This window comes from Psychrobacter sp. NG27 (genome assembly GCF_016106655.1).
Taxonomy (GTDB): domain Bacteria; phylum Pseudomonadota; class Gammaproteobacteria; order Pseudomonadales; family Moraxellaceae; genus Psychrobacter.
Genome location: NZ_JADGIN010000013.1, coordinates 14987 through 37107, shown reverse-complemented (window position 1 = coordinate 37107; position 22121 = coordinate 14987). Strand labels below are relative to the sequence as shown.

General features: G+C 42.2%; 24 protein-coding genes and 1 pseudogene. 20 read left to right on the top strand and 5 right to left on the bottom strand.

Annotation, left to right across the window (positions count from 1 at the left end; all coding sequences use genetic code 11):
• Nucleotides 1-223 precede the first annotated feature (223 nt).
• Nucleotides 224-931, bottom strand: coding sequence for a hypothetical protein (locus tag IP485_RS13250; RefSeq protein ID WP_198327697.1), 708 nt, complete (start codon nt 929-931; stop codon nt 224-226).
• Between the two features lie 117 nt (nt 932-1048).
• Nucleotides 1049-1684 (bottom strand): TetR family transcriptional regulator C-terminal domain-containing protein, encoded by a 636-nt coding sequence (locus IP485_RS13245; RefSeq protein WP_320159138.1) that lies wholly within the window; start codon nt 1682-1684, stop codon nt 1049-1051.
• 46 nt (nt 1685-1730) lie between these two features.
• Here IP485_RS13245 and IP485_RS13240 point away from each other — a divergent pair, with 46 nt between their 5' ends.
• The 10 genes and pseudogenes from IP485_RS13240 (at nt 1731) to IP485_RS13195 (ending at nt 10630) form a co-directional block, all read left to right on the top strand.
• The gene (locus tag IP485_RS13240; RefSeq protein WP_198327696.1) at nt 1731-1997 is read left to right on the top strand and encodes a hypothetical protein; all 267 of its coding nucleotides are present in this window, start codon (nt 1731-1733) and stop codon (nt 1995-1997) included.
• A gap of 395 nt (nt 1998-2392) precedes the next feature.
• Nucleotides 2393-3496: a pyrimidine utilization protein A gene (gene rutA / locus IP485_RS13235; RefSeq protein WP_198327695.1), complete on the top strand. Its 1104-nt coding sequence runs from the start codon at nt 2393-2395 to the stop codon at nt 3494-3496.
• Between the two features lie 14 nt (nt 3497-3510).
• A complete protein-coding gene (gene rutB / locus IP485_RS13230; protein ID WP_194363798.1) occupies nt 3511-4230 on the top strand; it encodes a pyrimidine utilization protein B in 720 nt (239 codons plus the stop codon).
• 75 nt (nt 4231-4305) lie between these two features.
• A complete protein-coding gene (rutC, locus tag IP485_RS13225) occupies nt 4306-4689 on the top strand; it encodes a pyrimidine utilization protein C (protein WP_110923384.1) in 384 nt (127 codons plus the stop codon).
• Between the two features lie 131 nt (nt 4690-4820).
• Nucleotides 4821-5402, top strand: coding sequence for an NADH-dependent FMN reductase RutF (rutF, locus tag IP485_RS13220; RefSeq protein WP_198327694.1), 582 nt, complete (start codon nt 4821-4823; stop codon nt 5400-5402).
• A gap of 33 nt (nt 5403-5435) precedes the next feature.
• A complete protein-coding gene (locus IP485_RS13215; protein WP_198327693.1) occupies nt 5436-6794 on the top strand; it encodes a solute carrier family 23 protein in 1359 nt (452 codons plus the stop codon).
• A 40-nt stretch (nt 6795-6834) separates the two neighbouring features.
• Nucleotides 6835-8334 (top strand): CoA-acylating methylmalonate-semialdehyde dehydrogenase, encoded by a 1500-nt coding sequence (locus tag IP485_RS13210; RefSeq protein WP_198327692.1) that lies wholly within the window; start codon nt 6835-6837, stop codon nt 8332-8334.
• Between the two features lie 109 nt (nt 8335-8443).
• Nucleotides 8444-9127: pseudogene (ribB, locus tag IP485_RS13205) on the top strand (3,4-dihydroxy-2-butanone-4-phosphate synthase); the annotation flags it as partial.
• A 111-nt stretch (nt 9128-9238) separates the two neighbouring features.
• Nucleotides 9239-10015 carry a pyrimidine utilization protein D gene (gene rutD / locus IP485_RS13200; RefSeq protein ID WP_198327690.1) on the top strand — a complete coding sequence of 259 codons (777 nt, stop codon included), beginning with the start codon at nt 9239-9241 and terminating at the stop codon, nt 10013-10015.
• A gap of 18 nt (nt 10016-10033) precedes the next feature.
• Nucleotides 10034-10630 carry a malonic semialdehyde reductase gene (locus IP485_RS13195; protein WP_198327689.1) on the top strand — a complete coding sequence of 199 codons (597 nt, stop codon included), beginning with the start codon at nt 10034-10036 and terminating at the stop codon, nt 10628-10630.
• A 16-nt stretch (nt 10631-10646) separates the two neighbouring features.
• Here the strand turns inward: IP485_RS13195 and IP485_RS13190 are convergent, their stop codons facing one another.
• Nucleotides 10647-10901 carry a recombinase family protein gene (locus tag IP485_RS13190; RefSeq protein WP_198327688.1) on the bottom strand — a complete coding sequence of 85 codons (255 nt, stop codon included), beginning with the start codon at nt 10899-10901 and terminating at the stop codon, nt 10647-10649.
• Nucleotides 10902-11097: 196 nt separating this feature from the next.
• Between IP485_RS13190 and IP485_RS13185 the strand changes: the two genes are divergently transcribed.
• Nucleotides 11098-12537: a patatin-like phospholipase family protein gene (locus IP485_RS13185; RefSeq protein WP_198327687.1), complete on the top strand. Its 1440-nt coding sequence runs from the start codon at nt 11098-11100 to the stop codon at nt 12535-12537.
• Nucleotides 12538-12904: 367 nt separating this feature from the next.
• Entirely contained in the window at nt 12905-13336 is a 432-nt protein-coding gene (locus IP485_RS13180) for a DUF6789 family protein (protein WP_198327686.1), read from the top strand.
• Between the two features lie 238 nt (nt 13337-13574).
• Here IP485_RS13180 and IP485_RS13175 read toward each other — a convergent pair whose 3' ends face one another.
• Complete coding sequence (locus IP485_RS13175) at nt 13575-15122, bottom strand: ATP-binding protein (RefSeq protein WP_198327685.1); 1548 nt, start codon at nt 15120-15122, stop codon at nt 13575-13577.
• Between the two features lies 1 nt (nt 15123).
• Nucleotides 15124-15846, bottom strand: a complete 723-nt coding sequence (locus tag IP485_RS13170; RefSeq protein WP_198327683.1) for a heavy metal response regulator transcription factor — start codon at nt 15844-15846, stop codon at nt 15124-15126.
• Between the two features lie 243 nt (nt 15847-16089).
• On the opposite strand from IP485_RS13170, the gene IP485_RS13165 reads away from it, so the two are divergent.
• From IP485_RS13165 to IP485_RS13130, 8 genes are all read left to right on the top strand, one after another.
• Nucleotides 16090-16374: a hypothetical protein gene (locus tag IP485_RS13165; protein WP_198327681.1), complete on the top strand. Its 285-nt coding sequence runs from the start codon at nt 16090-16092 to the stop codon at nt 16372-16374.
• Nucleotides 16375-16551: 177 nt separating this feature from the next.
• Nucleotides 16552-16830, top strand: a complete 279-nt coding sequence (locus tag IP485_RS13160; RefSeq protein WP_197177443.1) for a hypothetical protein — start codon at nt 16552-16554, stop codon at nt 16828-16830.
• 104 nt (nt 16831-16934) lie between these two features.
• Nucleotides 16935-17528 carry a c-type cytochrome gene (locus IP485_RS13155; protein ID WP_198327679.1) on the top strand — a complete coding sequence of 198 codons (594 nt, stop codon included), beginning with the start codon at nt 16935-16937 and terminating at the stop codon, nt 17526-17528.
• A gap of 139 nt (nt 17529-17667) precedes the next feature.
• Nucleotides 17668-18315 (top strand): DUF411 domain-containing protein, encoded by a 648-nt coding sequence (locus IP485_RS13150; RefSeq protein WP_198327677.1) that lies wholly within the window; start codon nt 17668-17670, stop codon nt 18313-18315.
• A gap of 96 nt (nt 18316-18411) precedes the next feature.
• Nucleotides 18412-20118 carry a copper resistance system multicopper oxidase gene (locus tag IP485_RS13145; RefSeq protein WP_198327676.1) on the top strand — a complete coding sequence of 569 codons (1707 nt, stop codon included), beginning with the start codon at nt 18412-18414 and terminating at the stop codon, nt 20116-20118.
• 25 nt (nt 20119-20143) lie between these two features.
• Nucleotides 20144-21214 (top strand): copper resistance protein B, encoded by a 1071-nt coding sequence (locus IP485_RS13140; RefSeq protein ID WP_198327674.1) that lies wholly within the window; start codon nt 20144-20146, stop codon nt 21212-21214.
• A 27-nt stretch (nt 21215-21241) separates the two neighbouring features.
• Nucleotides 21242-21727, top strand: coding sequence for a DUF305 domain-containing protein (locus tag IP485_RS13135; RefSeq protein ID WP_198327672.1), 486 nt, complete (start codon nt 21242-21244; stop codon nt 21725-21727).
• 129 nt (nt 21728-21856) lie between these two features.
• Nucleotides 21857-22036, top strand: a complete 180-nt coding sequence (locus IP485_RS13130; RefSeq protein WP_198327670.1) for a hypothetical protein — start codon at nt 21857-21859, stop codon at nt 22034-22036.
• The last annotated feature ends 85 nt before the right edge of the window (nt 22037-22121 follow it).

Genomic DNA, 22121 nt, shown 5'->3' with positions numbered 1-22121 from the left:
CACTTTGAGCTTAAAGTCTAGATCGTAACGCATAAAAATACCCCAGAAGTTGTGTCCAACTTATGGGGTTCAGTTCATGACTGGGGCTTTTTGCTATTTATAGAAGCAAATAGTGTCAATACTGGTGAGATAGGTAATCTCAAGGTAGGTCATGTTTTAGACGTAAACCCACTACGTGCATTAGTATCTAAGGAATACTTTACAATCAAGTTTATGTCATAGACTATTTACTAACAAATGTTATAGCCTCAGTACTGCCGTCTTTACTGGATTGTCTGATAGTAATTTTGCTTGCCAAGATATCGCCTTGAGCATTTATCTTGTAGCATTCAGTTGTGAGGTCATCAGGATCATAGCTAAGTAATAGGTTTTCAGAGCTTTCTATGCAGAACCATGCGGTGTCATTACTCTCTCGTTTTAATGACCATGTCTGTGTATACGTTTTTAAATGTTTACGCTTATTGCTATCACTATACACTTGCTCAGTTAGATAGGTGCTTGACTCATTGATGTTGGCTATTTTTGGTATAGGTTTGGTTTGGGTTGCAATTGAATATTCGTCTACATCACCAGTAAAACCATGAAATACCAGTGGATCCAAAGTAAAGTAATTGATACCAACTGATTTATCCACCACTTGATCATTGATTATCGTAATAGCCACTGCCTCAGCACCTTGTACCTGCTTATTGTCAAAGTCCATAACGCCCTTCGGTGTTATTTGGGTGTCAACGACGACCAATTGATCATCAATCAGCGTATACAGTCGATCACTATACGCTCTGGTATAGATATTGAGCAACGCCGTCTCAACAGGATACTGAGTCACTATCTTGTTTGAGTTGGTATTAATCGTCATGCCACCACTTATGCCACTAGCACAAGCGCTTAATAACAATCCTGCTGCAACACAAGCTCCTAGTGTTTTCATGGTTTAATCCCTTAGTTTGCTTAATCAGATATTACTGACATTTACTATAGTCCAGTTATTTGAGAAATAACATCTCATGCCCTGTTGTTATCTCAATTCTGTGATTAACAGCATAGATCATACAATTAGACTGTCTACTAGAAGTTGAATACTAGTGTCTAACGCGCTAGTAGCGAATTTCTTATTTTTCAAACTATGATTACACACTGCTTCAATTTGCGTAGAAAAATCAGAATAGTGCTGAGTGACCGCCCAAATATGGAAAATTAAATGGATGGCAGAAACGGACTTAAGCTTGTTGTCTGCAATCCAGCCATCAATCACGGCTACTTTTTCTCGAACTAAGGACTTCAGAGGTCCTTTTAGTAAGGTCATTAAATGAGGCGCCCCTTGAATAATCTCTAATGCGTATAGTCTTGACGCTGCAGGCGACTTTTTTGAAGTTTTATATTTTTCTTCGATGTAAGTTATAAGAGCCTCTCTTGGATCTTGGTTGGCACTCATCTCGTTTAAAGGTGACAACCACTCACTCAGTACCGTTTCCAAAACTGCAATATAAAGCGTCTCTTTACTGTCGAAGTAGTAAAATATATTTGATTTAGATATATCAGCCTCTTCAGCAATTTTCTCCATTCGCGCCCCGTTCAATCCCTCTTGGGAAAATACGATTAACGCCGCCTTAATGATGTGCTCTTTCTTTTTTAATACCTTTGAACTCTTTTCCATCTCTTTCTTTAGCACATCTTCTCTCACTATGTTGTCCCTCACTATAAAGTCATATAAATCTATTACATGACAGTTGATTCAATTTAAAAAAGGGTCAAAGCATCCAAGCATCCAAGCATCCAAGCACCCAAGCACCCAAGCACCCAAGCATCCAAGCATCCAAGCATCCAAGCATCCAAGCATCCAAGCATCCAAGCATCCAAGCATCCAAGCATCCAAGCATCCAAGCATCCAAGCATCCAAGCATCCAAGCACCCAAGCACCCAAGCACCCAAGCACCCAAGCACATAAGCCACTAATTAACCTAAATGGATATGCTAATGGCGTCGACAGCGTTTAACACTGTGTCGATTCATGAGCTCTCTGATTATAGAAATCTAGTGTTATCCAGTCTCATTAGACTAGTGTCATTCAAGCTCAGCAATCTAGTATCAGTTAGTCTTCTTTTTATCACTCGCTTAGCGCCATTCTCATCTAGATGGCCGTCAAAATGCACTTTTGAAGCGTTTCTACATTTGTGCACCATTTTACAACATTCTGCACTATTTTATAACATCCGCACTATTTTCATGCATTTTTTTAAACCATATGGTCTAAAAATTTTTGTGTATAAAAACGTTAAGTATTTAATAAATAACAATTAATTTATTTGGCATAAATTATGCTACGTAAAAAACATGAAATAATCTTTATTTCTTTTACAACTCTTTCTTCCTCAAACGTATAGGTGAAATTATGGAAATAGGTATTTTTTGTCCGATTGGCAACAATGGCTGGTTAATTTCAAAAAACGCGCCGCAGTACAAGCCAACATTTGAGCTTAATAAGCAAATTGTGCAACGTGCTGAGCACTATGGTTTTGATTTTGCGCTTTCTATGATCAAGCTACGCGGCTTTGGCGGGGAGACGGAGTTTTGGGATTATAACCTTGAGAGCTTCACCTTAATGGCGGGATTGGCTGCGGTCACATCCAAAATAAAAATCTATGCCACATCGGCGACGTTGGTCATGCCACCTGCAATCGTAGCAAGAATGGCGTCGACCCTTGATAGCATCTCAAACGGACGTTTTGGACTAAATGTCGTGACGGGCTGGCAAGAAGCAGAATATGGGCAAATGGGAATGTGGCCAGGCGATGACTATTTTGGTAAACGCTATGACTACCTATCTGAATATGTGCAAATTTTAAGAGATCTTTGGGCGACAGGCCAATCTGATTTGAAAGGTGAGTTCTTCCAGATGGATGACTGCCAAGTTAAGCCAATTCCAAAAGGCGATATGAAGATTATCTGTGCGGGTCAATCAGATACAGGTTTAGCATTTTCTGCACAATACGCTGATTACAACTTTGTCTTTGGTAAAGGTCTAAACACACCTACCGCTTATGCTGGTATCAATGATCGCCTAAAGGTACACACGGATAAGACGGGCCGTAATGTGCCGACCTATGTGCTCTTTATGGTCATCGCAGATGAGACCGATGAAAAAGCACAGGCAAAATGGCAATCATACAATGACGGTGCGGATTTGGAAGCCATTGATTGGCTACAGTCACAAGGTGGTAAGGACAAAACATCAGGCAAAGATACCAACATTCGTCATATGGCCTCAAGTGTTTCACCAGTCAATATCAATATGGGTACGCTTGTCGGCTCCTTTGAAAATGTCGCCAGTATGTTAGATGAAGTTGGTGAGATACAAGGTACTGATGGCGTCTTACTGACTTTTGATGACTTCGTGCAAGGTGTTGAAGATTTTGGTAGCAGAATTCAGCCCCTTATGAAGAGCCGTATCAATGTCGATACACCAGTTGCCAGTCAAGCTGTCAGCGAAGCCTAATAAAAGGAGCGGATATGAATTCGGTTAATACAATTTGTGCAGACTTTACCAAGGAATCTTCTCCTGTTTTAGAGTCGTTGCCTGAACCTATTAAGTTAGATCCCTCGCAGACGGCACTGATCGTAGTAGATATGCAAAACGCTTATGCCAGCCAAGGCGGGTATCTGGATTTGGCTGGGTTTGATGTCACAGCGACCAAACCTGTCATCGATAAAATCAAGCAAGCCGTGGATATTGCACACCAAGCTGGCATACAAGTTATCTATTTCAGAAATGGCTGGGACAACAAGTATGTCGAAGCTGGTGGTAGTGGGTCGCCTAATTATCACAAGTCAAATGCTTTAAAAACCATGCGTAAGAATCCTGAAATTGAAGGAACGCTGTTGGCAAAAGGGGGCTGGGATTACGAGTTGGTCGACGAGCTGAGCCCTGCGCCTCAAGACATCGTTATAGATAAACCTCGTTATAGCGGCTTTGCGAACACTAACTTTGATAGCGTATTGCGGTCACGAGGCATACGTAACTTATTACTCACAGGTATCGCAACCAACGTCTGTGTTGAATCTACGCTTCGAGATGGGTTTTTCCTTGAGTATTTTGGGGTGTTATTAGATGACGCTTGTTATCAAGCAGGACCAGTAGAGGCTCATGAGGCCACACTATATAACGTAAAAACCTTTTTTGGTTGGGTGTCTGATGTTGCCAGCATGCAGCAGTGTTTTACAGATAGCTAATGTTTTGAATAGCCAGTTTTTAGCAACCTAAACCACGATTTCCATACTTAATCCAACCACACTAGGAATGTAAATATGTCTAAACAAGTGATTATCCCTGAAGGTACCAGCAAGCCATTAGCCCCTTATGTACCCGCTACCAAGGCCGACAACATCGTTTATGTCTCGGGCACTTTACCCTTTGATGAAAATAACGATGTCGTACATGTGGGTGATGCCGCTGCACAAACTCGCCATGTGTTAACGACGATCAAAAACGTGATTCAAACCGCTGGCGGCGATATGGATGACGTGACCTTTAATTCAATCTTTGTAAAGGATTGGGCAGATTATGACGCGGTCAATCAAGTCTATGCAGAATTTTTTCCCAATGAAAAGCCAGCAAGATTTTGTATCCAATGCGGGTTGGTAAAACCAGATGCCCTAGTAGAAATCGCGTCCATAGCGCACATTGGATAAAGACCTGTTTAAAAATGACTGCAGTTAGTGAATTTAAAGTTACCTGACATTGAACCCCTAGCATTGGACTGTAGTAGGGCGCTTTAGTTAACTACACATGTGGCGGAATATTGTTTAAAAGGAAATGACAGATGAATACAGTAATTAAAGAAAGCCAAGTAACGCAATCCTCATTAATGAAACATAAATCTAAAGAATCATTCACCTCTACGGCAGCAAACTTAACTGACATGCAGCAATCTTTTAGAGATGCGATGAGTAATTTGGCTGCCGCCGTCAACATTATCACCACTGAGGGTCCAGCAGGGCGGGCAGGATTTACTGCCTCTGCTGTGTGTAGTGTCACTGACTCACCGCCAACCCTATTAGTGTGTTTAAACAGAAGCGCTTCTGTTTATCATTATTTTAAAGAAAACATGGTGCTATGCGTCAATACACTTGCTCTTGAACATAAAGATTTAAGCGGTGTGTTCGGGGGTAAAAAATCTCTAGAAGAAAGGTTCGATCAAGGCAGCTGGTCTACGCTGTCGACAGGATCGCCTGTACTAGAAGATGCCAGTATCTCTTTTGATTGCAAGATCAAACTCATTAGCTCGGTGGGAACTCACGATATTCTTATTTGTGAAGTATTGGATATCAAACACAAGCCTGATTGTGAAAGTCTCATCTATTTCAATCGAGACTACCATCAATTAAGTAAGTGCACGAACTAAGTATCATCCCTCTACTTTTTAAGGATATTAAAAATGGATAAATGGTTTGTTAAATGGCGTCCCTATACTGGAAACCTAGAAACGACGCCGGTAGGTATCAATGAGTATCTACCAATGGGTAAGAGTGTGGTGTTAGGCGCACAGCACTCATTCGCAATGTTCGGTGCGACAATCTTAGCTCCCTTACTGATGGGCTTTGATCCTAGCTTAACCATGCTGATTACTGGTATAGGTACGATACTTTTCTTTCTCATTACTGGCGGGCACGTACCAAGTTATTTAGGCTCTAGCTTTGCCTTTATCGGGGCGGTAGCAGCAGTAACTGGCTATAGTGGTACTGGTATCAATCCAAATATTGGCATTGCGCTTGGGGGCACACTGGTCTGCGGGGTTTTATACGCATTGATGGGTCTGCTGGTGATGAAAACAGGTGCAGGGTGGATTGAGAATTTGATGCCACCTGTGGTCACTGGGTCCATTGTGATGATTATCGGGTTGAACCTAGCGCCTGTCACTATACAGAGCGTCATCGGCAGTAGCTTTGATTCTTGGATGGCGTTGGTCACCGTGTTGTGTATCTGTTCAGTCGCCGTATTTACCAGAGGGATGGTCAGACGCTTGCTACTGTTAATAGGACTGGTCGCCGCCTATTTTATTTATTTCCTATTAACGAATGTGATGGGTATGGGCAAACCTATCGATTTTAGTCCAATTGCGAATGCTGCTTGGTTCGGTCTGCCAACACTATATTCTCCTGTCTTTGAGACTAGTGCCATATTAGTCATCGCACCCGTCTTTATCATCTTAATCGCTGAAAACCTTGGTCATTTCAAAGCAGTAGAGGCCATGACTGGCAAAAGTATCTCACCTTATATGGGTAGAGCGTTCTTTGCTGACGGCCTTTGTACCACGCTTTCGGCTTCGGTAGGCGGCACTGGTATGACGACTTATGCAGAAAACATCGGCGTCATGGCAGCGACCAAAATTTACTCTACAGTTGTCTTTGTCATAGCAGGTGTCTTCGCCATTCTATTGGGCTTATCCCCTAAATTTGGCACCTTAATCAGTACCATTCCTGTGGCCATTTTGACAGGTGCTTCAATCGTTGTCTTCGGTTTGATTACGATCGCCGGCGCGCGTATCTGGATGAATGCAAAAATTGATTTTAGTAAGAATGGCAATATGTTGGTAGCCGCCGTTCCAGTCATCCTAGGCACTGGCAACTATTCACTAAACATTGCGGGCTTCGATTTAGGTGGTATTGGTACCGCTACTTTCTTAGCCATTCTTATGAACCTCGTTTTTAATTTTAAAAACAAACAAAAAGAGATGAGCGTGACCACTGATAAAGAAGTCGTTACATCAGAGCCGCTCTTGAAGCTCAATACATAAATTTAAACACCTATTTGATATTACCTTAAGGAATCGTGTCATGACTGCAGAACTACGCAACGTACAACAATTGATAAACGGCGAATTTACTGAATCGACTACTACAGAATGGATTGATATCACCAATCCAGCCACTCAAGAGGTTATCGCCAAGGTACCACAATCAACACCTGAGGAAATTGATCAAGCCATCAAAATGGCCGCTGAGGCTTTTAAGAGCTGGCGTATCACACCCATCAGCAAAAGAGCCCGTGTTTTTCTAAAGTATCAACAACTGATACGTGAACATATGGATGAGCTGGCGGCGCTATTGACTGAAGAGCAAGGTAAGACACTGGCAGATGCTAGAGGCGATGTGTTTAGAGGTCTTGAGGTCGTAGAACACGCATCAGGTATCGGTAACTTGCAACAAGGGGGCTACATTGAAAACGTCGCTAGTAGTGTCGATATGTATACCGTTCAGCAGCCAATAGGTGTCTGTGCAGGTATTACCCCCTTTAACTTTCCTGCCATGATTCCTCTATGGATGTTTCCAATGGCCATCGCCACAGGCAACACATTCATCTTAAAACCTTCTGAACAAAATCCAATCGTTACCATGAGATTGGTCGAGTTGGCCCTTGAAGCAGGTATACCGAAAGGGGTGTTAAGTGTCGTTCATGGTGGTAAAGATACAGTGGATGCGCTGTGCGATCACCCTGACATAAAAGCGATATCTTTCGTTGGTTCAACAGCAGTGGGCAAGCATGTCTATGACCGTGCAGGTCAGGCTGGTAAACGTGTGCAATGTATGATGGGTGCGAAAAACCATGCCGTTATCATGCCTGATGCCAATAAAGAACAAAGTCTGAATCAGTTAGCAGGTGCAGCATTCGGTGCAGCAGGGCAGCGCTGTATGGCACTGTCTGTCGTGGTATTGGTTGGGGAATCTAAACAGTGGGTTGATGAGATTGTAGAAAAATCAGCACAGCTAGTCGTTGCCGCTGGCAAGGATGACAAAGACTTAGGTCCGCTAATATCTAAGCAAGCCAAAGCCCGTGTCGAGCGCTTAATCCAAGCTGGTATAGACGAAGGGGCGCATCTAAGACTAGATGGTCGTGGTTGTCAGGTAGCAGGTTATGAAGAAGGTAACTTTGTTGGCCCGACTATCTTAGATCATGTAACCGCTGATATGAGCTGCTATACCGAAGAGATCTTTGGTCCTGTCCTATGCATTATGTATGCCGACACGCTTGAGGAAGCCATTGAGATTATCAATACCAATCCAAATGGTAATGGCACTGCCATTTTTACCCAGTCTGGCGCCCATGCACACAAGTTCCAACAAGATATCGATGTTGGACAAGTTGGTATTAACTTGCCAATTCCAGTACCGCTACCGATGTTTTCGTTTACAGGCTCTAGAGCGAGTAAGCTCGGTGACTTAGGTCCTTATGGTAAGCAAGCGGTGCAGTTTTATACACAGACTAAAACGGTGATATCACGCTGGTTTGATGAAGATGCTAGTGAAGGCGTAAATACCACTATCTCTATGAAGTAGCTATACGGCCGTATCAAACGTAGGACGTTATGTAGAGCGTATGATTAATTGACAACAAGTTCTACATAACAACATACAAAAGCAAATATAAATGCAAATGGTGGATTTTATGAATATCAATACAATACCAGAAATCATTGAAGATATTAAAGCAGGCAAGATGGTCATAATCATGGATGATGAGGATCGGGAAAATGAAGGTGACCTGATTATGGCAGCCAGTTTGGCCAAACCTGATGATATTAACTTTATGATCACACATGCCAGAGGTTTGGTTTGTTTGACCTTGACCTCCGAGCGTTGTAAAAAATTAAAACTACCTCTGATGTGCAAAGACAACCAAGCACCTTACAGTACAAATTTCACTGTTTCCATTGATGCAGCAAAAGGCGTAAGTACAGGTATATCAACGGCAGACAGAGCTCAGACCATTAGAACTGCCGTGTCTCAGGACGTTACCTTTGATGACGTCGTAACCCCAGGTCATATTTTTCCATTAGTGGCTAAAGAAGGTGGTGTTCTAGAACGCGCTGGTCACACGGAGGCAGGTTGTGACCTAACGAGACTGGCTGGCTTGGAGCCTGCTGCAGTTATTGTAGAGATTATCAATCAAGATGGTGAAATGGCTCGTAGAAATGATCTGATGAAATTCGCCGATACTCATAATCTAAAGGTTGGCACCATAGACGCGTTAATTAAATATATTAAGTCTCAAGAGGCCGTTGAAAGTAAAGGTGAAAGCGAAGTCGAAGTCGAAAATTTCGAAGAAACCGTAACGTATGAATATGATGAAAGCGATGAGCGTACCGTTGAATTGATTTAGTAAATTTAATTTAACTTGATTTTATAAGCTATTAGATACTTTTACCGCAATTTGAAATTTACTAAAATTGGATGAATCCCTATGTTAGTTAAAAAATATCCTTGTAAGAACGACACGACAGAAACGATCGTATTTAGTTCAGGTTTAGGCGGGCATGCTGATTTTTGGTTACCTCAAATTGATTGTTTTATCGAGCATTACAATGTGATTTGCTATGAACAAGAGGGGGTGTCGCCTGATAGCGATCTCTTACCCGATGACTATTCTATGCAAGATTTAGCAGAACAATTAATTGAAATATTAAAACAAGAAGGGCAGTCTAATTGTCATTTCGTCGGTCACGCACTTGGCGGATTTATCGGTATGGAAGTCGCTTATAAAGCGCCAGAGTTGTTAGATAAACTGGTCATCTTAAATGGGTGGGAAAGCCTCGATCCTCATACTATCAAATGTTTTAGCATGCGACAAAGCTTGATAGAAAATACAGGTATAGAAGCATTTGTACGCGCCCAAGCGATATTTTTATACCCGCCTATATGGATCTCAGACAACATAGAAGCACTCACACAAAAAGAAGATAAAGCAATTGCTAACTTTGCTCCCGTTAAGAACGTCTTAACGAGATTAAAAGCCTTGCAGTCTTATCAGCCTCTGATAAATGCTAAGCATATTAAAAACAAAACGTTGGTTTTAAGCAATCTTGATGATGTGTTGGTGCCATGGCAACGTGGTCTGGCTTTAGCCGATAATATGCAAAACGCCCAGTTTGAGTTAATGCTGACGGGTGGACATGCCAGTACAATCACAGAAACCTGCTCAACCAATAGCAAAATCCTTCAATTCTTATCCAAAATCTAATATCAATTAGGACATACTATGACTGATTCTCTATCGTTATCCTCAGAAGGTCTAGATCAACTGTTTGGTAAGGCCAGATCCTTCAACGCTTGGCAACAAAAAGACGTGCCAGATGCACTACTTGAGGAGATCTATCACTTAGTTAAAATGGCGCCTACCTCGGCTAATTGTTCACCTGCACGGTTTGTATTTCTCAAATCTGATGACGCTAAAGCACGCTTAGAGCCAACACTGTCATCGGGTAACATCGAAAAAACAATGACTGCACCCGTCACAGTGATTGTCGCTTATGATAATGAGTTTTATGAGCAACTTCCCAAATTATTCCCACATACGGATGCCCGATCATGGTTTAACTCTAGCCCTGAACTCATAAAAGAGACGGCGTTTAGAAACAGTTCTATGCAAGCGGCTTATCTGATTCTGGCTTGTAGAGCCTTGGGTTTAGATACGGGCCCAATGTCTGGATTTAATAATGAATTGGTAGATGACACCTTTCTTAAAGATAGTAAATGGACTTCAAATTTACTCATTAATATAGGGTATGGCGAACCCGATCAATTATATAGCCGTCTCCCAAGATTAGACTTTGATGAAGCTTGCCAGATTCTATAAGAAACAAGTTATTCATTCACTGAACTGTCTTGTTTTGAGAGTAGTAGACTAAGTCGATAGCATTCTTTGATAGTCTCCCAACCAGCTGCATCAACTGTGGGCTTATCAAAGTTGCACCTGATTTGTTTTCGACATCGAACGCAGCAATTTTGTGGCCGTGATCATCAGCAAACTGTATAAGCTCATTTCTGGCATGCTTGGCATCTTGCTCTTTGGTTGACGCTCGTAGATACGTTCTAATAAACGTAAACACTGAAAATAGCGGTTCCATTACAGCAGTCTATTTTAAGTGGTCTATTAATAGGTCTGAGAGGTACAATATACTGGTTCCGCTAGGATATACCCTAATATATCGTTCACTATCTCTAATAGGCTCAAAGCTGCTTATCAGCTATTTTGAAGAGTGAAACTGTGATAAAAAATGAGCATAAGTTGTATAGTAAATAAAACACTTTACGGTGATAGAGATGAGCTTAAACATATTTACTATCAAAGGTAGCCATATTTATCACTATTCAAAAATAAAATTTTGGCATCGATTGCGCCCTATCTTATCTTATCTGCCTATTACTATGGCTTCATTCTTACTGGTGGGTTGTAGCGAGCGCATCTGGAACCAGCCATCAACAGATATAGAGAGAACCACCGAAAATCGCTACGATTTTCGTAATGGTTTGCCTGAAAACTCAGATGACATATTCGTTGTGTTGGCATTCTCTGGTGGCGGCACACGGGCGGCAGCGCTTAGCTATGGAGTGCTTGAGAAACTTCGCGACACGCCAATTATGATAGAGGGAAAAGAGCGCCGATTACTAGATGAAGTAGATGTTATTACTTCAGTATCAGGCGGTAGCTATACAGCAGCTTATTATGGTTTATTCGGTGATAAAATTTTTGAGAATTTTGCATCAGAATTCTTGTATGAAGACTGGCAGTCGCGATTGATCAGACTTGCGATACGTCCGCAAAGCCTAATCGCGATGAGCAGCTCTGAATATAATCGTGGCGATTTGGTCGCGAAGGATTTGAATCTTAATTTATTTGGACAAAAGAGTTTTGCTGACATGAGTCGTGGCAAATTGCCTTACGTTATCCTAAATGCAAGTGATTTGAACAATGCCATGACTTTTTCATTTACTCAGCAGCAGTTCGACTTTTTATGTTCGGATTTGTCAAGCTATCCAGTTGCCAATGCGGTGATGGCCTCTTCCTCAGTACCTGGCATATTTGCCCCTATAGCGCTACGCAACTTTTCTGATTGTCCGCAGCGCTCGCAGCCTTGGGTTAATGAAGCACTAAATCAAGACAGTCATTTGCCGCGTAGTTATGCGATAGCTCGCGCATTAGATCGGTATTCACAGCCAGAGCGGATGCCAGTAGTGCGTTTGGTAGACGGCGGGGTAACTGATAATCTTGGTGTGCGCGGCTCAATGATGAGTCCTGTGACCCAATATGGTGATGTGCCCAACATGGCAGGTGCGTTTAGTCCTGCTAAGTTACGCCAAGTCAAACAAGTACTGGTCGTTGTGGCCAATGCCCAGACCTACTCAGAACATGAGTGGTCGGTAGAAAATAGAGACCCGAGTTTTCTTGATACCATTTCAGCAGCGAGCGAAGTCGCACTAGGTACACTAAATAACGAAACTGTCTCATTGGCCAAAAAAGAATTTTTACAATGGGGAGAGCATGTGAATGCTCAGCGACCTGCAAATGCGCCTCAAGTGGAAGTGCATTTCTCCATATTGACCTTTGATCAAGTTAAAGATAAAACAGAGCGTGCAAAGTTTGATGCCATGCCGACCACCTTTCATTTACAACCTGAACAAGTAGATGATCTACGCTATTTGGGTAGTGATTTACTTGAACAATCTAAAGAATTTCAAAATTTCCGTAATGCCCTCCAGTGACCGTGTATGTGTGACTGTTAAAGCACATATGAGCATCATGACTGGTAGCATGCCAGCCTATATCTACTGCATTTCTTTTCGAACTGAATATTCGTAGCGTGCTTATGGTTACAAGCAATATTGAACGATTACTCAAAATAACTTGAATGACTGTTCAAGACCTTTTATTGTAGAAACAATAAACATCGCAGCTTTAATACTTGGTAAGTAGTACACGATAACCTTGAAGAGTACCTGTATCCTTTAATACCTCTACCGTATATATAAGCAGCTATCTACCTCCAAGGTATTACGACTGGATAATAACTAAAATTAAAAACGTTTAAAAAAATAATAACGATTCAAACCTAAAAAAGGAATGACTATTATGAACAAATATATGGCTGGAATAATAGCTGCTTTTATCGCGACCATCGTTATGTCGCTACTCCTCATGCTGAAAAGTGCAATAGGCCTCATGCCTGATTTAGATATTATTGCGATGCTCGCATCGATGATGGGTAGTAGTCATGTAATGGCATGGATTGCTCACTTTATGGTAGGGTCGATCGGCTATGGTATCGTCATGGCATTGATGGCAGGTACGGATAGAAGTAAGAACTTTACTCTAACTGGCGCAATGGTAGGTGCAATTGGTTGGTTTATGATGATGATTGCTATTATGCCTATGATGGGCAATGGCTTATTTGGTTTATCTATGCCAAGCGGCATTATGATTCCAATCGCCACTCTTATGCTACATCTCGTATTTGGTGTAGTATTGGGCAAAGCCTATGCCAAGCTGGTTAGTACGCATTGAAGCTAGTCTATAATGGTCTAGTCAAAAAACCATCAAGCTAAGCTCATTAAGTACACTCAGATGTACATTAATTCAATATAAAAGTCTATATCCATGGGAATCACGTGGGCTAAAGATTCAAGTCCTCACTAGGGGACTGTTATTATTCTCACAATATGAGTAAACCTATCTTAATATTCTGTTAATCCATCAATACGTATCGTTTCTAACCCCCAAGCTTTATAGTATGAGGAGGGGTTCACTTGGCCATCAACAACTCTACATTAACCTCAAAACAATATTCCTCTTTGATAGTAATACTCACTTTACCTTTATGGGCATTAGCGATAGCCTGCACGATAGACAATCCCAATCCTGTACCTGCGTACTTATGGCTAGTCTTATCATGACGATAGAATCGCTCGAATAACTTATCAGCTTGACTCTGATCTAACGGTTTGTCTAAACGATTGGTCATCGTTACTCTTAACCATGGCTGCTTTGAGGGTCGAACCTCGTTTTTAGCCATATTAACTGAGGTGGCTGAGGCGAGGACGGTGGCGAATATCATGATAGTACTACCGCTAGCTGCGTAATAAATGGCATTTGACATCAGGTTGGCAAACAGCCGTTGCAATAAGCCTTCATCACCTAATACCCTTTCGAAATCACCCGATTTCTCAAAAGTTATCTCACGATCCTCGGCAATTATTTCATAATAATCTATAAGCTTTGTGATTAAGCGGCCTGTATCCACGTGACTGATTTGCGAGTCATTTAATCCTTTTTGAGTTTTCGCCAGTAGCAGCATATTGTTTATCATAGCTGACAGCTGCTCTAACGTGTCATGTTGATGATGTAGCTGCTCAATGTATTCGTCGCCTTCTCTTGGCTTAGTTAACATGACTTGCGTTTGTGTACTCAGTGTCGCTATTGGGGTACGCAGCTCATGGGCGATATTGTCTGAGAACCGAGATAAAGACTCAAAGTTGCTTTCAAGCTTGACCATCATCGAATTGTAAGATTCTGCTAGTGGTCGCAGTTCTAGTGGCATATCACTGACCGTTACTCTGTCATCTAGCCTTTCAGGATTCATTCCTTTCATTTTTTGGACGATAGTGGCTAAAGGCGCAAAACCCCAGTACACACTCAACGCAGCTACTGAGACGAGTAACAATGTAATGGCGAACAAAATCATACTAAGCTGACGATTGAACTGTAATAAATATTGATGATGCACATCGATAGGCAATGCGATAAGCGCGAGCATTTTGTCATCTTCAATGACCATCGCTCGATAGTATCGACTGTTGACATTCATCACGAACTGTTGCTTATCGTTATCTTGTCTCAGTGATGACAGATTAAACCCGTCTCCTAGCTCTTGAGCAAAATTGTTGGGGGTACTAGACAGTATCTGCCCTTCTTTATTGGCGATAACGGTTTTTAGATCGTAATCTAGCCAAGAAGAGTGCAGATGATCAGCTTCATCTGATACCACTGAAGTAGGCGTATTGATACCAGGTTTCGCATCAGGTGCCGAACTTAACGGCTGTTGGTTATTTAGTAGCGTTTGAGAGCTTGTTGGGGTTTGGGAGGCTATAGGGCTGTTAGGCTCTGCCACCTGCTTACGTAAGTTAAAAGCCGCATGAGTCATAATCTCAGCGTCCATTTGCTCAAAATGACCTTTAACAGAGTGCTGTATCCATATATAAATAACAACCTGTGATACAACAACGAATATCGTGAGCAGCAACACAGTACGCCACAATAGTGGCAAGCGCCGATTATCCACCTTATATTTCATATTAGATATCGTCAACTTCATAAGAGGATTTACTATCAAGCCCAGTATCGACAGCCTCTAACCGGTAACCCATGCCGCGTACCGTTTGAATCAGCTTTGCCTCATGTTCATCGTCTATTTTTATACGCAGACGCCTTATCGCCACATCAATCACATTGGTATCGTTATCAAAATTCACATCCCATACTTGAGAGGCGATCACGGTGCGTGGTAGCACTTCACCTCGGCGCTCTAATAAAAACTGTAGTAAGGAAAACTCTTTTGCCGTGAGCTTAATAGGCTTGCCGCCTCTATGTACCGTGCGCTTGGCAATATCCATCTTGAGATCCGCTATTTGCAGGATCGTACTTTGATAATCGGCTTGATTGGCGCGTCGTAATAGACTTTTTATTCTGACGATCAGTTCTGCAAACGCAAAAGGCTTGGTCAAATAATCATCACCACCAATCTCAATCCCTTTTATCTTATCGCTTAAGTCATCTTTTGCCGTTAGAAATAACACAGGCGTATGCTTTCCTGCCGCTCGGTAATTACGCACCAGCTCAAAGCCACTAACATCAGGCAGCATCACATCCATTAGGATCACGCTAAACTCTTCAGTCATCAATGCATGATAGCCATCTAGGCCTGTTAGGTGATGATCAACAATAAACCCAGCTTCGGTTAAGCCTTTTTTTATATACTCGCCAAGCTTCAACTCATCTTCTACCAGTAAGACTTTCATTGTAATTTCTCAGTATGATTATGATTGTTTAACGTTCTAATCAGCACAGATGACAACATTGACTGCTAGCTGACAAAGATGTCATGTGCTCGTAATCAGACTGTCAGTCTTCATTTGCTAATCTATATGAATGAAACATAGTTGCTCGTTTCCAATACCTAGCTACTATGAATTATTTTTATCGGTAATCAATTTAAACGCTTAATAACTTAAACACCTAACAACTTGCAAAAGAGGTTTTATATGAAAATTCACGATTCATTCAAAAAAGCAGTATTGCTATCGGCTTCTCTACTGATAGGTGTTACCACTGCCAATGCGCATACTACTGATCTAAGCACTTCAATCATCAATAACTGCGACGCTGTGACTGACTTTGCAAAAAACTTGGATCATAACGATGCTCAGCTCTCAAATTCACAGATGAAAAGCTATATCGATGCGAGAGTGGCTTGTGAGATTGAACACAAAGATCAACATCTACAGTCTGAAAAATACTTCATTAACAAATATGGTAGCGATAAGTAATATCAGCTCTGATGTCATACTAAAGGATTGCTGACAACATTAAAAACCATAAATAGCAAGATGACAGAATTGTAATCTAACAGTCATCTCTCTGTCAGAATCAATAAAGTATGCTTTAGAGTAACTTAACATTTTAAAGTCTTTTCGACGTTATACTAAATCAAATAAGGATTTACCATGTCACTATTCAAATCAATGCCACTGTCTAAATCAATCGTAGCAACCGCTATAGCTTTAGTCGTTTCAACGTCAGCCTTGGCACACGATCCTAAGATGCATGCTGAAAAAGACCAAATGAACTGCGAAAAAATGGAAAAGCACATGCAGATGATGGGCAAAATGGATCATAGCAAAATGGATATGAACGATCCTGCTATGAAAGCCATGATGACCAACATGAGCAAAATGAAAGCGATGTACCAAAAGCACTGTGTTGCTAGCAAAAGTGACTCTTAGACATTGATCTTATAGAAGTGGATCGTAGAAATTTAATATTATTGTTAGATGGTTTTGTCGAGCAACAATTGGATATTAATAAAATGGATTTTTAGGACAAACCTATGAAGTTTTTACTAGGAATACTGTTTACTATCTTTGTCGCTATTGTGGGCATTTTTATGGTGGTGACCAGTGGCGTGATAAATATCGGTGCTGATCAGGCCCATAGTCCGCTGGTTTACGATTTTTTAGAGACCGCTCGCACGCGTTCAATAGCGAATGCTAGTAAGGACATTACGGTTCCAAACTTAGAAAAGACAGACATGATCAGCTCGGGCGGTGCAGACTACAAAGATATGTGTGCAGGCTGTCATTTGTCTCCTGGGGTAGAAAGCACTGATTTTAGTGCAAGTTTATATCCAAAGCCGCCCAGCTTTACCAACACTGAATTGGTTGAACGCTATAAAACAGAAGCAGGTGCTCAGCAAGCCTTTTGGGCCATTAAACACGGCATTATGGCATCAGGTATGCCAGCATGGGGCGCTTCGCACGATGATGATAGGATGTGGGCAATGGTTGCTTTTATCAGATCATTACCTGAATTAAATGAAGCCCAGTACACTATGTTAACGACTAGGATAGACGATGATATGTTGGACATGTCATTTGATGGTGAGATGGATATGTCAGGTGATGGATCGGGCATGCAACATTGATTTTTTGTAAGAGAGGCAGTGCTTAATAGTGCTGCTTTTTGCGATTGTCATTTTAAGTGATACCAGTATTACATGACTCAGTAATACGGCTTTGATTTTTATAAATTTACTCGTCAGACAGACGCTCAGGAGTGGTTTTATGAGACGCTATACTAATAGATTTATTAATGCACATCATCAGATATCTGGCCGTATGCTCTCGGCGATCGCGGTATTGCCATTATCGTTAACGATTGCCGCTTGTAGTCAGCCTAATGCCACTACTGCTGACTCAACACCAGCGACTGAGCCATCTGTCACTACGCAAAAAGCCACGCTAGTAGAGCAACCACAAGCCGAAATAATACCTGCCAGTGCTCATTCAGATACCCAGTCAACTATTTTGCGAAGTGTGTCAGCTACTGTCTATAAAGATGCCAATTGTGGCTGCTGTAAAGAATGGGTCGGTTATGCCGAAGGTCATGGCCTAAACGCAACCGCACAGAACGTTGAAGATTTGTCCCTGTTTAAAGAGCGCTACAGCGTACCCCAGCAAATGCGCTCTTGTCATACCGCGGTCACTACTGATGGCTACGTTTTTGAAGGCCATGTCCCTGCTAAGCACATGGCGCAGTTCCTAACGAACCCGCCAAGTGATGCCATTGGTCTTGCCGTACCTGGTATGCCAGTTGGTAGCCCTGGCATGGAATACCAAGATAAATTTATGCCGTATAAAGTGATGCAGCTTAACAAAGACGGCACCATAGAAGTGTATGCTGCTATTGAGTCTCCTCAGCAGCAACTATAGTATTTTTTGGCAATAATAGCGGCCCTTTAATAAGATTTTTGGCAGACTATTGAAATTATAAGCTCACCCTTTCACAAATTAAATTAGGTCATCATTATGAGTAAACAGAACATATTGAACCGCCGACGTTTTTTAACCGGATCCTCTGCTGTCCTTGGTGCATCCTTAATACCAACCATGGCCAGTAGTGCGTTGGGACATGCCAGTCGCTCGGGCAGTCAGAGCGCTACTATCAATAGTGATCAAAATACTCATAAAGTGCCTATATTGACGGGTAAAGAGTTTGATTTATACGTCAGTAAACAGTCTGCTATTGTGAACGGTAAAAAGAGCATGGCGACACTCATCAATAACTCGCTGCCAGCACCGACGCTAAAGATGCGTGAAGGCGATACAGTAATCATCCGTGTCCATAACCAGATGGATGAATCAACCTCTATCCATTGGCATGGTCTGCTCGTTCCATTTGAGATGGATGGGGTGCCAGGTATCAGCTTTGATGGTATTCCTGCGAACAGTACCTTTACTTATACATTCAAACTCAAACAATCAGGCACCTATTGGTATCACTCACACAGCGGGTTCCAAGAGCAAACTGGTATGCTCGGTGCTATCGTAATTGAACCCAAAGGCCGTGAGCGTCATCCAATCGAGGAAGACCACGTTATTGTGCTTAGTGACTGGACCAGCCGCAACCCGCACAATCTCTTGAAGCTGCTCAAACAGCGCGCAGACTTTGACAATTATCATCTGCCAGATTTCAAGAAGCTGTTGTCTGATATTGCCGAAACAGATATGAAAACCGCGTTTGATAAGCGCAAAATGTGGAATCAGATGCGAATGATGCCGACAGATTTCACGGATTTGTCTGGTGAAAAAACCTTTACCTATCTGATGAACGGTAAGACCACAGCAGCTAATTGGACAAAACTAGTGAAAGCGGGACAGCCCGTCAAACTACGCTTTATCAATGCCTCAGCACAGACGATATTTGATGTGCGTATACCGGGTCTCAAAATGACTGTGGTGGCAACAGATGGTATTGATGTCGCACCCGTTGCGATTGATGATTTCCGCATTGGGGTGGCTGAGACTTATGACGTCATTGTCACGCCTACTCAAGACGCGCATACCATATTTGCCCAAAACATTGATCGTTCGGGCTATGTCGCGAGCACGCTTGCAACCAAAAAAGGTGCTCGTGCTGCAATACCTGCTATGGATAAGATCGAATGGTTGACCATGGCAGATATGATGGGTGCGATGGGTGATAAAGGCTACAAAGCAAAGCATGCTAAGACCGAGTATGACTTCAAATCTGATATGCGTGTCGACAGTCCACGTATGAACCTCGATGACCCCGGTATCAACCTGCGTGAGATTGATAGAAAGGTTTTGACTTATGATCAATTACGCTCTGTCGATGAGGCAATATTTGCAGAGCAGCGTAAGCCTACCCGAGAGATCGAGCTACATTTAACGGGTAACATGGAGCGCTATATTTGGGCGTTGGATGGTGTCATGTTTAAGGATGCAACGCCTGTCAATATTAAGCCTAACGAGCGTGTACGCATTACCTTAGTCAATGACACGATGATGAATCACCCTATGCACTTACATGGCATGTGGAGTGATTTGCGAACCCCCTCTGGAGACTTTCAGGTACGTAAACATACGATTGTGGTGCAACCTGCGCAAAAGATTAGCTTCGATGTGACGGGTGAATTTGGACGATGGGCGTGGCATTGCCATCTGCTTTATCACATGGAAGCTGGTATGTTCCGAGAAGTTGCCGTCGTTTAACAAACCTTCAAATATGAGGCTTATTATGAAAATATCTAAGAAAAATCTGCCATTCATTGGTTTGTCATCGCTAGTCTTGCTCACATCCTCTTTTGCAACAGCTGCTGAGATGTCAGGTATGGATCACAGCAGCATGGATATGTCAGGTGATATGTCGGGCATGAATCACAGCGGTATGGATATGTCAGGTATGGATCACAGCGGCATGGATATGTCAGGTGATATGTCGGGCATGGATCACAGCAGCATGGATATGTCAGGTGATATGTCGGGCATGGATCACAGCGGTATGGATATGTCGGGCGATATGTCTGGTATGGATCACAGTGGTATGGACATGTCGGGCATGGATCATGGCAGTATGGATATGTCAGGGATGCAAGGTGGGCAGCCACCAGCCGATGCTCGTAGTCCAGACTACTCAAACGGAGTTCCCTACGGGCAGTATGGTAAGCCAATGATGATGGGCAGCATGCCATTATGGGGAGTGTCAGTAGACGACTTGGGCTATCAGTTCGATGAAGACCAAATCAACTTCGAGGCGACGGGTTGGTATGGGACTGATAGTAATCGTATAAGGCTACGCACGGAAGGTAGTGCTCAGACTAAAGATGATAAAGAAATAGATAGCTTGAGCTCGCTTGCTTATTGGAAACCACTGAGCATTTTTTGGAATGGTGAAGCTGGTGTCGCTTACGATACTGAAAACGATAACGCTGCCGTGATGGCAGGTATTGTCGGAACCGCGCCTTATTTTATTGAAACAGATGCGAGAGCCTACTTATATACCGATGGTCAACTTCGTCTTGATTTAGGCGCAGAGTACGAATGGCGTTTGGATCAGCATTGGGTAGTCATACCGGAGGTGGGATTGACTGCCTTTAGTAAAGATGACCATGATAATGGCATTACCAAGGGCTTTAATGAGATGGAAGCTGAGGTTAGGCTGACTTACGAGACGTTCAGTCGCCAGCTAGCACCTTATGTGGGTGTTAGTTATGAGACAGCGCTTGGCAAGGCTCGTGGTCAACGACGTCAAGAAGATGAATCGGTTGATAGCAGTAGTTTGACTGCGGGGGTCAAATTCTGGTTCTAATATTATTAAAATAATAGGAAATATACTATGAATGCTTCAGATCAAAACACCATGGATCATCAACAGGGCATGAACCCGTATGTAAAGTTCACCCTGATGATTGTGACGTCTACGATTGTGATGTACATCATGATGTATTTCAATACTTATGAATGGGATCATATCTATTTTAGTGAAACCCGAGCTTATATGGCGCTCTACATGGGTGCCGGTATGGCAGTGGTCATGTTGGCATTTATGACCAATATGTATAAGAAGACCAAGATCAATTTGATGATCTATGGTCTGAGCGTGTTGATGTTTTCTGTTGGTATTTGGGGCGTTAGATCACAAGCAACTGTCGATCAAGTGGATTGGATGCAAGCCATGATACCGCATCACTCGATTGCTATTCTCACCAGTAGTCGTGCTGATATTGAAGATTCGCGTGTACAACAGCTTGCTGACGATATTATAAAAGCACAAAAACGTGAAATCGCTGAGATGAAGCAGTTGATTGAAGAGCTTGAATAAACAGTCACAAACTTCGAGCACTCTGTATTAGGTAGCATTAAGTAAGCAGCCTATTGAAAGGTATACGTTCACACGCTAGTACTATATCATTACTTATACTAAGGAAATAACAAGTAAGGAGTACTCATCATGATTATTATGATGCACGGTATGATGAGCGGGCCTATGGATGGCCTCATGAATGGATCGATGATGCACGAGATGAGCTGGGGGATGATAGTAGTCTGTTTAGTATTTGCCCTACTGTTTTTGGCCATATTAATATTAATTATTATGTCGCTACTCAAACACCTGCGTAAACCAGATTGAGTCTTATTCTTAGCTAAGTTATTAAGCGTATAAAGTAAGAGTAGAGACAACGGCTATCAGCGGTTGATATGACTGAATCAGAATC

Coding starts and splice junctions, on each gene's coding strand:
- IP485_RS13250 (WP_198327697.1), bottom strand. CDS start 931: ATGAAAACACTAGGAGCTTGTGTTGCAGCAGGATTGTTATTAAGCGCT.
- rutA (WP_198327695.1), top strand. CDS start 2,393: ATGGAAATAGGTATTTTTTGTCCGATTGGCAACAATGGCTGGTTAATT.
- rutB (WP_194363798.1), top strand. CDS start 3,511: ATGAATTCGGTTAATACAATTTGTGCAGACTTTACCAAGGAATCTTCT.
- rutC (WP_110923384.1), top strand. CDS start 4,306: ATGTCTAAACAAGTGATTATCCCTGAAGGTACCAGCAAGCCATTAGCC.
- rutF (WP_198327694.1), top strand. CDS start 4,821: ATGAATACAGTAATTAAAGAAAGCCAAGTAACGCAATCCTCATTAATG.
- IP485_RS13215 (WP_198327693.1), top strand. CDS start 5,436: ATGGATAAATGGTTTGTTAAATGGCGTCCCTATACTGGAAACCTAGAA.
- IP485_RS13210 (WP_198327692.1), top strand. CDS start 6,835: ATGACTGCAGAACTACGCAACGTACAACAATTGATAAACGGCGAATTT.
- rutD (WP_198327690.1), top strand. CDS start 9,239: ATGTTAGTTAAAAAATATCCTTGTAAGAACGACACGACAGAAACGATC.
- IP485_RS13195 (WP_198327689.1), top strand. CDS start 10,034: ATGACTGATTCTCTATCGTTATCCTCAGAAGGTCTAGATCAACTGTTT.
- IP485_RS13190 (WP_198327688.1), bottom strand. CDS start 10,901: ATGGAACCGCTATTTTCAGTGTTTACGTTTATTAGAACGTATCTACGA.
- IP485_RS13185 (WP_198327687.1), top strand. CDS start 11,098: ATGAGCTTAAACATATTTACTATCAAAGGTAGCCATATTTATCACTAT.
- IP485_RS13180 (WP_198327686.1), top strand. CDS start 12,905: ATGAACAAATATATGGCTGGAATAATAGCTGCTTTTATCGCGACCATC.
- IP485_RS13175 (WP_198327685.1), bottom strand. CDS start 15,122: ATGAAATATAAGGTGGATAATCGGCGCTTGCCACTATTGTGGCGTACT.
- IP485_RS13170 (WP_198327683.1), bottom strand. CDS start 15,846: ATGAAAGTCTTACTGGTAGAAGATGAGTTGAAGCTTGGCGAGTATATA.
- IP485_RS13165 (WP_198327681.1), top strand. CDS start 16,090: ATGAAAATTCACGATTCATTCAAAAAAGCAGTATTGCTATCGGCTTCT.
- IP485_RS13160 (WP_197177443.1), top strand. CDS start 16,552: ATGTCACTATTCAAATCAATGCCACTGTCTAAATCAATCGTAGCAACC.
- IP485_RS13155 (WP_198327679.1), top strand. CDS start 16,935: ATGAAGTTTTTACTAGGAATACTGTTTACTATCTTTGTCGCTATTGTG.
- IP485_RS13150 (WP_198327677.1), top strand. CDS start 17,668: ATGAGACGCTATACTAATAGATTTATTAATGCACATCATCAGATATCT.
- IP485_RS13145 (WP_198327676.1), top strand. CDS start 18,412: ATGAGTAAACAGAACATATTGAACCGCCGACGTTTTTTAACCGGATCC.
- IP485_RS13140 (WP_198327674.1), top strand. CDS start 20,144: ATGAAAATATCTAAGAAAAATCTGCCATTCATTGGTTTGTCATCGCTA.
- IP485_RS13135 (WP_198327672.1), top strand. CDS start 21,242: ATGAATGCTTCAGATCAAAACACCATGGATCATCAACAGGGCATGAAC.
- IP485_RS13130 (WP_198327670.1), top strand. CDS start 21,857: ATGATTATTATGATGCACGGTATGATGAGCGGGCCTATGGATGGCCTC.